The organism is Pseudarthrobacter sp. CCNWLW207 (genome assembly GCF_037203945.1).
Classification (GTDB): Bacteria; Actinomycetota; Actinomycetes; order Actinomycetales; family Micrococcaceae; genus Arthrobacter.
Window position 1 is genome coordinate 227112 of the sequence record NZ_JBBCBS010000001.1, and the last position, 13374, is coordinate 240485.

Annotated in this window: 10 protein-coding genes; 8 read left to right on the forward strand and 2 right to left on the reverse strand. The window is 64.1% G+C overall.

The features are described from left to right. The first annotated feature begins 71 nt into the window (after positions 1 to 71). On the forward strand, positions 72 to 1754 hold the full coding sequence (locus V9L17_RS00905) for a PucR family transcriptional regulator (protein ID WP_337346695.1): 1683 nt from the start codon (positions 72 to 74) through the stop codon (positions 1752 to 1754). Here the strand turns inward: V9L17_RS00905 and V9L17_RS00910 are convergent. Next, positions 1733 to 2527: a nitrilase-related carbon-nitrogen hydrolase gene (locus V9L17_RS00910; RefSeq protein ID WP_337346696.1), complete on the reverse strand. Its 795-nt coding sequence runs from the start codon at positions 2525 to 2527 to the stop codon at positions 1733 to 1735. The genes V9L17_RS00905 and V9L17_RS00910 overlap by 22 nt on opposite strands. Positions 2528 to 2734: 207 nt before the next feature. Here V9L17_RS00910 and V9L17_RS00915 point away from each other — a divergent pair, with 207 nt between their 5' ends. From V9L17_RS00915 to V9L17_RS00930, 4 genes are all read left to right on the forward strand, one after another. Next, positions 2735 to 3934: an ROK family transcriptional regulator gene (locus V9L17_RS00915; RefSeq protein WP_337346697.1), complete on the forward strand. Its 1200-nt coding sequence runs from the start codon at positions 2735 to 2737 to the stop codon at positions 3932 to 3934. 121 nt (positions 3935 to 4055) lie between these two features. Then, the gene (gene mmsA / locus V9L17_RS00920) at positions 4056 to 5642 is read left to right on the forward strand and encodes a multiple monosaccharide ABC transporter ATP-binding protein (RefSeq protein ID WP_337346698.1); all 1587 of its coding nucleotides are present in this window, start codon (positions 4056 to 4058) and stop codon (positions 5640 to 5642) included. Positions 5643 to 5661: 19 nt separating this feature from the next. Beyond that, entirely contained in the window at positions 5662 to 6948 is a 1287-nt protein-coding gene (gene mmsB, locus V9L17_RS00925; RefSeq protein ID WP_337346699.1) for a multiple monosaccharide ABC transporter permease, read from the forward strand. A gap of 56 nt (positions 6949 to 7004) precedes the next feature. Next, positions 7005 to 8099, forward strand: coding sequence for a sugar-binding protein (locus V9L17_RS00930; protein ID WP_337346700.1), 1095 nt, complete (start codon positions 7005 to 7007; stop codon positions 8097 to 8099). A gap of 104 nt (positions 8100 to 8203) precedes the next feature. Here V9L17_RS00930 and V9L17_RS00935 read toward each other — a convergent pair whose 3' ends face one another. Then, positions 8204 to 9745 carry a pectate lyase family protein gene (locus tag V9L17_RS00935; RefSeq protein WP_337350075.1) on the reverse strand — a complete coding sequence of 514 codons (1542 nt, stop codon included), beginning with the start codon at positions 9743 to 9745 and terminating at the stop codon, positions 8204 to 8206. A 276-nt stretch (positions 9746 to 10021) separates the two neighbouring features. On the opposite strand from V9L17_RS00935, the gene V9L17_RS00940 reads away from it, so the two are divergent. The 3 genes from V9L17_RS00940 (at position 10022) to V9L17_RS00950 (ending at position 13367) form a co-directional block, all read left to right on the forward strand. Beyond that, on the forward strand, positions 10022 to 11500 hold the full coding sequence (locus V9L17_RS00940; RefSeq protein ID WP_337350076.1) for an ABC transporter permease: 1479 nt from the start codon (positions 10022 to 10024) through the stop codon (positions 11498 to 11500). A 2-nt stretch (positions 11501 to 11502) separates the two neighbouring features. Continuing rightward, positions 11503 to 12210 (forward strand): ABC transporter ATP-binding protein, encoded by a 708-nt coding sequence (locus tag V9L17_RS00945; RefSeq protein WP_337350077.1) that lies wholly within the window; start codon positions 11503 to 11505, stop codon positions 12208 to 12210. A gap of 86 nt (positions 12211 to 12296) precedes the next feature. Next, the gene (locus tag V9L17_RS00950) at positions 12297 to 13367 is read left to right on the forward strand and encodes a Gfo/Idh/MocA family protein (RefSeq protein ID WP_337350078.1); all 1071 of its coding nucleotides are present in this window, start codon (positions 12297 to 12299) and stop codon (positions 13365 to 13367) included. Positions 13368 to 13374: the final 7 nt, after the last annotated feature.

A 13374-nucleotide genomic window follows, 5' to 3' on the forward strand; every position in this document is an offset into this window, starting at 1 on the left:
CCCAGCGTAGGGGTGTGAGCCGCATCTCAGGGATGTGCAAAGTGACCTATAGTTTTCAATCATGAGACGTAATGCACCAAACCAAAGAAGCGGTGGATACTGTGGCCAGGGGTCCGTTCGTGCAGCCTGAGGCGGCGGAACGCCTGGATGCCGTAACGCTGGGAGAGTTTCTGGCCGCACTCCCGGCGGACCTCGCGGTCCTTCACGATGCCGGCAATGGCGGTGCGCCTTTGCGCTGGGTGGAGCCCAGCGAACTGGAGGATCCCACGCCATATTTGCTGGATGGGGAGTTCGTCCTGACGGCGGGGCGGCCGTTCCTTGACGACGGCGGAACGAAGGAGAGTGCGGAAGCCTACGTCCGGCGGCTGGTCGCCGCGGGAGTCGCAGCCCTGGGGTTCGGGCTGGAGCCGTATTTCGACGCCGTCCCGGAGCGGGTGCGCTCAGCGTGCCAAAAGCACCAGCTCACCCTGGTGCAGATCCCCAGCAGCGTACCCTTCGCTGCCATCGGCCTGGAATTCTCCCAGCTCCTGGAATCCGGAAATGCACGGGTCTTCCGTCAACTGGCTGACACCAACCGGCAACTGATGCGGGCCGTGCTCTCTGCCAGGCCCGAGCATGAACTCCTTGCTGCACTGGCCCAACGGGTCCCGGTGTGGGCCCAGCTTTTCGGGGCCGATGGCCGGGTGCGGGCCCGGGCGGCAGCAACCGGGACCGGCGGGACCAGCCCTGCGGCCGCCGTCGAACATTCTGCACTGCAACCATTGCTGAAGCGCCTGCTGGCCGGCACGGGCCCGCGGGTAGAGACGGATTCGTTTCCGGCAGACGGTCCGGCCCTCGTCTTCGGCCATCCCCTCCGGAGCACCAAGGACGCCACCCTCGGAGCCCTCATCCTGGGGACGGACAAGCCACTGACACCGGCGCAGAACAGCGTGGTCTCCTCGGTGGTGGGGCTGCTGGAACTACTCGTGCGCCAGCGGACCAGCGGATCGCTCGCTCCCAGCCAGCTGGCAACAGCCCTGCTGCTGCATCCGGAAAGCCTGACCGCCGGTTCAGCCCGGCAGCTGAACGTACTGCGGGACCTCCTGGCGCAGAGCGTTTCGGGAACCAGGTCCGGAGCTGTCCGCGTGATCCAGGGCGTGCGGGCGGACGGCTCAGCGCCGGCTTCGGCGGATGGCCCTGTCAGGGAGCTGCTGCAATGGCGAAGGCTGTTCGACACGAAGATGGTGGAGCTGACGGACTACGGATTTGCCGCCGTGACCCGGTTCAAAGTGGACGACGCCCTGATGCATGAGGTGGAGGGACTGGGCTGGCGCCTGGTAGTGGGCGATCCTACGGACATGGCGGGCCTTCCGGCTGCCTACCAGCGTGCCGCGTCAGTGCGGCCCCGCGTCAAGGCCAGCGGAGAAAGCGTGCGCGTGGATGAGGTGACGTGGTCAGTCACGGGACTGTTGGGCCGCAGCGCCGGCAGCATGCTCGCCGCACGGCTGCTGGAACCGGTTCTGGCACAGGAGCCTGACCGCCGCAGCTCCCAGCTCAATGTCCTGAAGTCATGGCTGGGTGAAAACGGCAACTGGGATGCCACAGCCAAGGTCCTCGGCTTGCACCGGAACAGTGTGCGGCGCCAGATCAACGCCCTGGCCGAGCTGCTGGCCATGGACCTTAGCTCCGCCCAGGTGCGGGCTGAACTCTGGATTGCCCTTCAGTACGTTGACGCACTCGAGGCCGGGACGCCTCAAACACCCCAGGACCGGTAGAGCTCCGGTCGGCGTTCACGGAGGTAGGGCACCACGTTGCGGGCTTTCCGTGCGGCGTCCGGATCCACTTCGGCATACAGGAGACCGGCCTCAGGTCCCGCCGTGGCCAGCAGCGATCCGTCCGGCCCGGCGATGACGCTGCCGCCGAGGAAGTCGCAGCCTTCCTCGGTTCCGGAATGGTTGGCATAGGCGATGGTCAGCTGGCTTTCGAGCGCTCGGGCCCGCAACAGGACCTGCGGAACCGTGTCGAAGCCGTGCGCCAGTGCGGTAGGCACCAGGAGCAGCTCTGCCCCACCCAGCGCGGCAGCCCTGACCGTTTCCGGAAATTCCACGTCGTAACAGATCACCATGGAGGTCTGGAAGCCGTTGAAATCCACGACGGCGGGACCCGCCTCCGCCGGGCTGAACGCCGTGCGCTCGTCCTCACCAAAGAGGTGCACCTTGGCGTAGCTGAGCAGCTCAGACCCTGCGGCGTCCAGCAGTGTGGAGGTGATGTGCCAGCTGCCCTCGTCCGTAACTGACGGCAGGCTGTACACCAGGGCAATTCCGTGCCGCCGCGCGATGCCGCTCAGCACTTCCTTGATTGCGGGAAGCCTCGCGGGGTCCAGCTCCGCACGAACCCGCAGCGGCGCGTAGCCCACGGGAAACAGTTCGGGGGTCACCAGCACGGCTGCGCCGGCCGTGGCGGCCTCCGCCGCGGCCGCATCCAGGGCGGCGCAATTTGCCTCAATGTCGAGTACGCGGGCGTTTGCCTGCATCAGGGCCAGCAGCACCTTTACCACCTCACAAGATCGGGACGGCCACATGAAGGAGTGCGTCCGCTTTTTCCAGCCTAGCCATCGGCCGCAGTGCCCTTTGGGGCCAATTGCACCGGTGGGGGCCTTCGGACGGGCGGATCGTCCCGTACTTGCGGCCCCGCCGGCGGACCGCTTGCGTTAACTTCTTGACTACAACAGTCACCATAGGGCAATCTTCTTTGCATGTCCGCAACACCGCGCTCGACGAGGAGCAACCCCAAAAACCCAGGATCCCAATCCGCCCTGAGGCAGTTGAACCAACAGCGGATCATCGAGACCCTGATGGGCGGACCCGCCACCCAGGCCGAGCTCGCCAGGCAGACAGGCCTGTCCACGGCCACCGTCTCAAACATCGTCAAAATCATGCAGGATTCGGGGCTGGCATCGACCGAGCCCATCACCAGTTCCGGGCGCCGGGCGCTGAATGTCAGATTGAACAGCAACGGTGCCGTCGCCGTCGGAATCGACTTCGGCCGCCGGCACCTCAGGGTGGTCCTGGCATCGCTCAGCTACCACGTCATCGCGGAGGAATCCGTGATGCTGCCACTCGGCCACCAGGCCGAGGAAGGCATCCAAGCGGCGGTGGTCCTCCTTGAAAAACTGATGCGGGAAAGCGGAGTGGACCGGAGCGCAATCGTGGGTGCCGGCGTCGGAATTCCCGGGCCGATCGACCGCCGGACCGGAACCGTGGCGCAGGGTGCCATCCTCCCCGAATGGGTGGGAATCAACATTCTCCAGCACCTCGAGGACACCCTGAAATTCCCCGTGTATGTTGACAACGACGCCAATCTCGGCGCCTGGTCTGAAGTGACCTGGGGGCCTCACACGGGGGTCGAAAACCTGATGTTCCTGAAGATCGGATCGGGCATCGGTGCGGGCCTGATCCTCAACGGCGCGCCCTATTACGGCAACGTCGGAATCACTGGTGAAATCGGCCATGCCACCATCCATGAGCAGGGCCTCGTGTGCCGGTGCGGGAACCGCGGATGCCTCGAAACCATCGCATCCACCACCACCATGATCGAGCTCCTCAGCCGCCGCGAGGACAGGCCCCTGACGCCGGCGGACATCGTCAGTAAGGCCCTCGCCAAGGATCCGGCAACGCTCCGCGTCGTGGACGATGCCGGCCTGGCAGTGGGGCGGGCGCTAGGCAACGTGGCCAACCTCATCAACCCGGAAGTGATCGTGGTGGGCGGGCCGCTGGCCGGCCTTGGCAGCCTCCTCCTGGACCCCATCAGGCGGGGCCTGGTGCGCCATGCCGTGCCCGTCATCGGCGAGACAACCACACTCACCATGTCATCCCTCGGGGACCGCGCCGAAGCTCTCGGGGCGGCCGCGCTGGTCTTCCAGTACGCCGGGATCCGGCGTTCCCAGACCGACTAGATATGGGGAGGTTGCGTTCAAGACTTGACGACAACGGCTGTGATCCAGTTTACTTTTTCATCAGACGGCCCCGCGGTTTGCGGGGCGGACAACGAAGTCATCATTGGAGGCGTAAGGGCATATGACGTCCCAAACCACGCAAAGTGATCCAGTAATCCTCGAGATGCGCTCCATCACGAAGGAGTTCCCCGGCGTCAAGGCGCTGTCGGAGGTCAGCCTCCGGGTCAAGGCCGGCGAGATCCACGCCATCTGCGGTGAGAACGGCGCCGGCAAATCCACGCTCATGAAGGTGCTGTCCGGCGTCTACCCGTACGGCAGCTACGACGGCGACATCGTCTACCAGAACGAGGTCCAGCAGTTCAAGGACATCCGGGCCAGTGAGCACGCGGGCATCGTCATCATCCACCAGGAACTGGCACTCATCCCGGAACTCTCCATCATGGAGAACATCTTCCTGGGCAATGAGCCGGCGCGCCGTGGCGTGATCAACTGGGGAGAGGCGCGTAAACGCTCCATCGAACTCCTCGCCCGGGTAGGCCTCCGCGAGGATCCGGACACTCCCGTCAAGGAAATCGGCGTCGGCAAGCAGCAACTGGTGGAAATCGCCAAGGCCCTGAACAAGTCGGTAAAACTACTCATCCTGGACGAGCCCACTGCCGCCCTGAACGAATCCGACTCCCAGCACCTGCTGGACCTGATGCTCGGCCTCAAGGCCAAGGGCATTACCTCGATCATCATTTCCCACAAGCTCAACGAAATCGAACAGATCGCGGATGAGATCACCATCATCCGCGACGGTAAAGCGGTGGAAACACTGAACATCGTGGCCGACGGCGTGGACGAGGACCGGATCATCAAGGGAATGGTGGGACGTTCCCTTGAGTCCCGCTTCCCGGAGCACACCCCGGAAATCGGCGATGTGCTGTTCGAGGTCCGCAACTGGACAGTGGGCCATCCCCAGGTGGCAGACCGGCTCGTCTGCAAGAACTCGAGCTTCACGGTGCGCCGCGGCGAGATCGTCGGCTTCGCAGGGCTCATGGGCGCGGGCCGCACCGAACTTGCCCGCTCCCTGTTTGGGCGTTCCTACGGGAACTACATCTCAGGCCAGGTCTTCAAGAACGGCCAGGAAATCCACATCCGGAATGTTCCCCAAGCCATCAAAGCGGGACTGGCGTACGTCACTGAAGACCGCAAGAGCCTCGGCCTGAACCTGCTGGATGACATCAAGACCACCACCGTCTCAGCAAACCTCAAGGCCATCACCAAGGGCCTCGTCGTTGACAACCGCAAGGAATTCACGGTGGCCGAGGGGTACCGCAAGAGCCTTCGGACCAAAGCGCCCACAGTCAATGAAGGGGTGTCCAAGCTCTCCGGCGGCAATCAGCAGAAGGTTGTGCTGGCCAAGTGGATGTTCACCGGCCCGGACCTGCTCATCCTTGACGAGCCCACGCGCGGAATCGACGTCGGCGCGAAGTACGAGATCTACGGCATCATCCAGCAGCTGGCACAGCAGGGCAAGGGCGTCATTGTGATCTCCTCTGAGCTGCCTGAGCTGCTCGGACTGTCGGACCGGATCTACACCATCTTTGAGGGCTCCATCACGGGAGTACTGGATAAGGAACACGCCACTCAGGAAAGCCTGATGCGCCTGATGACCTCAGCCACCCGCGCCGGCAACAACGCCGCCCCCACTGCACAAACCGCATAAGCCCGAGGACGGAACAATTATGAAAGCACTTAAAAGGATTTTCGGCGGTGACACCCGCCAGTTCGGCATGATCATTGCCCTCGTGGCACTCGTGCTGTTCTTCCAGTTGTTCACCGGCGGTAAGGTCCTGACGCCGACCAACATGATCAACCTGTTCAACGGCAACTCCTACATCCTGGTCCTGGCGATCGGAATGGTGCTGGTGATCATTGCCGGCCACATCGACCTCTCTGTCGGCTCTGTTGCCGCAGCCGTGGGCATCGTAGTGGCCATAGCCATGCGGGACTGGGGCATCCCCTGGTACCTTGGCATCGTCCTCGGACTGGTCCTGGGCGCAGTGATCGGTGCCTGGCAGGGCTTCTGGGTGGCCTATGTGGGCATTCCCGCCTTCATCGTCACCTTGGCCGGAATGCTGCTTTTCCGTGGCGCCAACCAGTTCGTGGGCAAATCGTTGACCGTTCCCGTGCCGGAGGAATTCCGTGCCATGGGTGCAGGCTTCCTGCCGGAGATCGGCGACTTCGCCCGTTACAACGCCCCCACAGTCATCCTCGGATTCCTGCTGATCGCCGTCGTGGTGTTCCTGGAGTTCCGCAACCGCCGCATCGAAGCCGGCACCGGTGCCACCGTGGATCCGCTCTGGGTGCCCATCACCCGGCTGGTCCTGCTTGCCGGGGCAGTCCTGTACGTCACCTGGTTGTTCTCGACCGGACGCTACGGGACCTCGTTCCCCGTCTCTGGCCTGATCCTCGTGGGCCTGGTGGCGCTCTACGTCTTCATCACCAGCAAGACCATCCTTGGCCGGCACGTCTACGCGGTAGGTGGCAACCGCCACGCCGCCGAACTCTCCGGTGTGCAGTCCAAGAAGGTCAACTTCCTGGTCATGATGAACATGTCCATCCTGGCGGCACTCGCTGGAATGATGTTCGTGGCCAGGTCCACCAGCTCAGGACCCGCGGACGGCGTGGGCTGGGAACTTGACGCCATTGCGGCCGTCTTCATCGGCGGCGCGGCGGTCAGCGGCGGCGTCGGCACCGTGATCGGTTCCATCGTGGGTGGCCTCGTTATGGCTGTGCTGAACAACGGCCTGCAGTTGCTGAGCGTCGGAGCCGACATGCAGTCGATCATCAAGGGCCTGGTGCTGCTGATTGCCGTGGCCATCGATGTCTACAACAAGAGCCAGGGGCGCCGCTCCATCATCGGGATGCTGATGAACGGCCTGCGCTCCAACCAGCCGCCCACCCCGGAGAAAGAGATTGCCAAGACCTCCGAGATCATCACTCCCGCAGAACCAGCCGAGTCAAAATAGCCCGCGACGGCGGCCGGCATGCCCGGCTGCCTTTGGACCCAGAAAGAGAAACTCACATGCGTAAAATCGCAAAGACCCTGACCGTCCTCGCGGCCGTCGCAACGCTCTCCCTGACAGGGTGCGGCCGCTCCGACGTCGACGCCGAAGCCGCCAAGGCGGGCACCGCCCTGTCCGGTTTTCCCCAGGACGCCGTGATCGGCGTCGCCCTTCCCAAAAAGACCAGCGAGAACTGGACCCTGGCAGAGAAGCTGTTCAACGACGGGCTGTCCTCGGCCGGCTTCAAGCCCAACGTGCAGTTCGCTAACAACGGCGTATCCGAGCAGCAGAACCAGATCTCCACGATGATCACCTCCGGCGCCAAGGTGATCGTGGTCGGCGCCGTGGACGGTGCACAGCTGGGCACCCAGCTCCAGCAGGCCAAGGACGCTGGCGCGGTCATCATCGCCTACGACCGCATGCTGACAAACACCAAGGCCATCGACTACTACGTGGCGTATGACAACTTCAGGGTCGGTGAACTGCAGGGCCAGGCGTTGCTGGAAGGCATGGCGGCCAAGAAGGCTGGCCCGTATAACGTCGAACTCTTCGCAGGATCCCCGGACGACGCCAACTCAAAGGTGTTCTTCGACGGCGCCATGAGCGTCCTGAAGCCCAAGATCGACGACGGGACCCTGAAGGTGGTCTCCGGCCAGTCCGATTTCCAGCGGGCTGTCACGCAGGACTGGAAGCCGGAAAACGCCCAGCGCCGCATGGACGCACTGCTCTCGGGCAGCTACGCCTCTTCTGAGCTGGACGGTGTCCTGTCTCCAAATGACACCCTGGCCCGGGCCGTGATCACGTCCATCAAGAGCGCCGGCAAGTCCGTTCCGGTTGTGACCGGCCAGGACTCCGAGGTGGAGTCCGTGAAGTCCATCATGGCTGGCGAGCAGTACTCCACGATCAACAAGGACACTCGCAAGATTGTCGAACACACGATCACCATGATCAAGGACCTGCAGCAGGGCCTCGCCTTGGAAATCAACGACAACCGCAACTACAAGAACGAGTTCAAGCGCGTTCCTGCCTTCCTGTTGCCGCCTGCGATCGTGACCGCAGCCAACGTGAAGACTGCCTACGTGGACGATCCGACCCTCGGCCCGATCACCAAGTAACAAACTGAACGCGGAATGCCCCGGCTCCCTCAGTGACCAGTTCACAGGAGCCGGGGCATTCCCCTTTAAGCGATGCGCGTGCGCCCAACTTTGCCGTTTTAGAACTACGACGCCGGGCCGTCCACGCGTAGGACGCCCGGCCCTGTGAAGTGCAGTGCGTGGTTGCGCACAGCCTGCGGCGTGGTGAAGGCCCTGTAGCCGTACGCGTCCGCCGGGTGCCAGCCGACGTCGGTGGTGAAGTCCCAAGCGGTCCAGTCCGGTGCGGGTGTGCCGCTCAGTTCCGCCTCTGCCAGTGCCTCCGCCCGGTTGGTTTCGTAGGAGGCCCGGGCCACGGACTTCAGGTCCGCCGGGGCTCCGTTGAACCACGACCCGGTGTCGCTGAAGCGGTGCCCGTTGTAGCTGCTGACCATGATGGATGCGTCCGCGCCGGGTCCCGTGTAGTCGAAGGCGTTGTACTCGGAGAAAATCCTGGACTCGTAGCCTGCGCCCAGGAAGTAGCTGCTGCCGCCCTGTGCCTTACTGACCATCGGGTACTGCTGATGGTCGGTGCTGCCCACAAAGTAGTTGTTCACCACGTGCACCTTGCCGAACCTGACGCGGGGGCCGCGCTGCTGGATGTTCTCCATCAGGTTGCCGATGTAGCTGACGCGCAGCTTGCCGCCGTCCTTGTCCACGTGCTCGTCGCCGGAGCCGAGCAGCATCGTCTTGTCGTGGTTGTGCAGTTTGCTGTTGGAAATGGTCACATAATCGGTGCCGTCCTTGAGGTCCAGCAAACCGTCATGCCGGTTGGCGGGCTTGCCCCGGAACCCCATGGGCGCCTCACTGTCCGGGTATCGTCCGTCGGTCAGCCGGACGTGATCGATCCAGAGATGGTCTGACGTGACTGAGGACAGGGCGTCGAACCGCGCGTTCCAGGCGCCCTGGCCGTCGTCCGGGGACCACGTGGTGAAGAAGTCCACGGGTGCCTCCACGCTGAGGTTGCGCACCACCACGTTCGTGGCGCTCAGGATCACGATGTTTGCACCTACAAACCCCGCGCCATTACCGAGGCCCATCAATGTGGTGTTGCTGGGGACGCTCACCTCGATCTGCCGCTTCATGTTGTTGCTGCCCGTCTGGCGCAGCTGGCGCATGGACCTGCAGTAATCGAAGGTCTGGTCGCTCCAGGTCCTGCCGTCCGGACCGAAGCAGGACATGTACTTGTTGATGTCGTAGCCGGGCGCATAGTACTGCTCCCCGAGAATGCGCCCGTCCGGTGTCTGGTTGCCGTCGATGGTTCCGCGGACATAGATGATTTTGGGCGCTTTCGGTTCACCACGGTTGGCCAGCGCTGCCTTCAGCTCTGCCAGCGTGCCCACCTCGTAGCGGTTTTCGGCCGGAGCGCCCGCCCCGCCGTTCGTGACGCCGTCGACGGCGGCCCAGCCGGTGGGTGCCGCGTCGTCGGCGCGGATGACGCCCCCTCCAGTCAGGGACGAAGCCGCTGTGCCACCAGGCGCCCTGGTTCCGGGTGCTGCGTCGGCGGGTCCGGCAACAGCGAGCCCGGCAGCGAGCGCCAGCACCGAGGCGGACGCCACCACTGCTCCGGCGAGGCGAGGACGGGCAAGTCTCGAATGGGACGTGGATTTGAAACGTATGGAGGACGTCATTGGCCTTTATTTCCGGCATGCCAAACAGACCACATGCCTAGTCGGGTGCGGATACAGATTTCGGGGAACCGCCGCTCAGAAAACGCTTTCCGAGTGGCACTACTATTCTTACGTCGGCCGTGACAAAGCTGTCAAGGGGTGTCCTTTTTTGCCGCTCTTCAAACAAGAACGGCTTCACAGCGCAAACATAGGTTCGCCACGTTTTCCGCACAGGGACGGGCACGAGTCTGGGATCAGAACGCCGGTCTTTCCGCCGGCCGAGATCCTAGGAGTACAGTGAGCGTCCTTGCCCGGAGTGTAGGCAATGCCTTCAGAAACAAGGTTCGAACGGCTGCAGTCGTTGCGGTCCTGGCAGTGGCCATCGGTCTGGCACTGGCCATGCTGGTGGCCAACCAGGCCGTGAGCGCCAAAGTCCAGGAGCTGAATGCCTCCGTCGGGACTGTCCTGACCGTCAACCCCGCCGGAGGCCAGGGCTTCGAAGGTGGCGGCGAGCCGCTGACAACCGAGCAGGCCGCCACCGCCGCTGCCGTTCCCAACGTCAGTTCCGTCGTCGGGACCACTTCCCTCAGGCTCCGGAACGCTGCCGAGGCTGCCGCCCAGACGGCCGCCGGCGCCCCGGCAGGCCCCGGCGGAGGCCAGGGCGGCGGACCCGGGGGCACGTCCGCAACTACACTGACCACCAGCCTGACAGCCGCCATTGATGCCGGCACGCTGGGCAACCGCAACCAGGCGGCCAACGGCACTACGGGTGCCACCGGCACCACCACCACGCAGCCTGCCCGCTCGCTGCCGATCACCGCCACCGGCATCGGCGCGGAGATGGACAGCACCGGCAAAGCGCTGACCATCACTGACGGATCAGGTCTGGGCGACTACACCGCGGAATCGGCCAACGCCCTGCTGGGCACCACACTCGCGGAAAAGAACGGGCTCTCGGTGGGGTCCACGTTCACCATCAATGACCAGACCTACACCGTGGCGGGCCTGTTCGATTCCGGCACGACGTTCGGCAACAACGCCCTTTACGTAACTCTTCCGACGGCGCAGAACCTGGCGGAGCTGCCCGACGAGCTGTCCAGCATGATTGTGACCGTGGACTCGTTGGAAAATGTTCAGTCCACGAAGGCTGCCCTGGAGACGGCCCTCGGCACCGACAAGGCTGATGTCACCCAGGGCCAGAACCTGGAGACGGCGGTCAGCTCCCTCGGCAGCGTCAGGAACATCTCCTTCATCGCCTTCGTTGCAGCTCTCGGCACGGCTGGGCTCATCATCTTGCTGATCATGGTCATGCTGGTCCGCGAACGCCGCCGGGAGATCGGTGTCCTCAAGGCCATCGGCGCACCCAACCGCACCATCGGCCTGCAGTTCGTGCTCGAAGCCCTCGTCCTGGTTGCCATGGGCAGCGCCGTGGGTGCCGCGATCGCATCCTTCGCCAGCGGCGGCATCGCCTCGGCGCTGATCAGCACCAACACCACGACGGCGGCCCCCACCGGCCCCGGGGCCGTCATGGCCGGGGCAGCTGGCGGCGCCGGTTTGCCGGGCGGCGGCGCAGGCTTCCCTGGCGGCGCTGGCCTTCCTTCCGGCGGACCGTTCGGCGGAGCCTCCCAGCTGCTTACCTCCGTCACCGCCAGCGCTTCCCCCGGCGTCATTGCCGCCGGAATAGCCGCAGTATTCGGAGTCGCCATCATCGGCGCGCTTGTCCCCGCGCTGCTCACGGCCCGCATCCGCCCCATCGAAGTCCTGCGAGGAGAATAGCCATGATTGAAGTCAAGAACCTGGTCCGCACCTTCAACTCGGGCGACCGCACCATCAAGCCAGTCAACAATGTGAGTTTTGAACTCGAGCAGGGCACGTTGGCGTCCATCGTCGGCAAGAGCGGCAGCGGCAAGAGCACCCTGTTGTCCCTCCTGGGTGCGCTGGACAAGCCCACCAGCGGCGACGTCGTCGTGAACGGTGTGAGCCTGGCGAGCATGCCGGACGGGAAGCTGACCGAATACCGACGCCGGGACATCGGCTTTGTGTTCCAGCAGTTCAACCTCATCCCGAATCTCTCCGCGGTGGACAACGTGATGCTTCCGATGGAGTTCGCCGGGATGCGCAAGGCCGGACGCCTCCAGCGGGCAAAGGATCTTCTCGAACAGGTGCAGCTGGACCCGGACAAACAAGTACGGCGGATCAACCGGCTCTCGGGCGGCGAGCAGCAGCGCGTGGCGATTGCCCGTGCTCTGGCCAATGAACCCCAACTGATCCTGGCGGACGAACCAACAGGCAACCTGGACGAACAGACCGGTGATCACATCATCGAGCTCCTCAGTTCGCTCAGCCGGGAGCACAACACCACCATCCTGGTGGTCACCCACGACCGGGCGCTAGCCAACAAGGCGGACCGCCGCTTCAGGCTGCAGCAGGGCAAGCTGACGGAAGAGGCTGCCCGCACCCGTTCGGCGGTGGCAACCCCGGCATAGCGAAAGGGAGGGTCCGCCCAGGGACCCTCCCTCACTTCCTACAGGTTTTTCCCGGACCCTCTCACTGCAATGAGAGGATGGCTCTCATGAGTGCGCCTATCGCCAAACCGTGGCTGTCCAGCCAGTCCGACCAGGACCCCAGGTCCGCTACCGGCAACACCCTGAAGTGGGGAGTAGTAGCCACCGGCGGCATCGCCCGGTCCGTGTCCGAAGATCTGGCCCTCCTGGCCGACGCCGAGCTCTACGCCGTCAGTTCCCGCAGCCAGGAGACTGCGGACAACTTCGCCGCGGCCTACGGGTTCGCCAAGGGATACGGGGACGACGACGGCGTCCACGGCTACCAGCGGCTCCTCGCCAATGATTCGATTGACGTCGTGTATGTGGCCACGCCCCACGCCCAGCACCACCAGATTGTCCTCGCTGCCCTGAACGCCGGGAAACACGTCCTGTGCGAAAAGGCCTTGACGATCAACGCCCGCGAAGCCAGCGAGCTCATTGCCGTGGCCCGCAAAAAGAACCTCTTCCTGATGGAAGCGATCTGGAGCCGGTTCCTGCCGGCCATGCAACGCGCCTTCGACATCGCTGCCTCAGGGGAACTGGGTGATGTGCACTGGGTCAGCGCCGATCTGGGCTTCCCCGCGCCGTACTCCCCCACGTCCAGGCTTTGGGCGAGGCAGGACGGCGGCGGGGCGCTGCTGGACATCTCCGTCTACCCGCTGCTCTGGGCGCTGGGAACCCTCGGTTTCCCGCAGACCGTCAGTGCCACTGGCGTTGTCAACGACGACGGCGTGGACGCCCAAAATGCGATGACTCTCGGTTACAACCACGGCGCCCAAGTCCAGCTGACGTCGTCGCTGTTGGCACACGGTCCACGGATCGCAACAGTGGCCGGAAGCCTGGGATACCTCCAAAGCGTGGGCTCCATCAACAATCCGAGCGAACTGCTGGTCCGGATAGGCCGCGGGGAACTCCGCCGCGAAGTGTTCGACGTCGTCGGTCGGGGCTACACCTATGAACTCCGCGAAGTGACACGCTGCATCCAGCAAGGGCTTGTCGAAAGCCCCGTTATGCCCCTCGAGGATTCCCTGAACACCATGCGCCTTTTCGATGGCGTGCGAGCCCAACTCGGTGTCAGCTACCCAAACGACGCGCATTAGGGCCGAC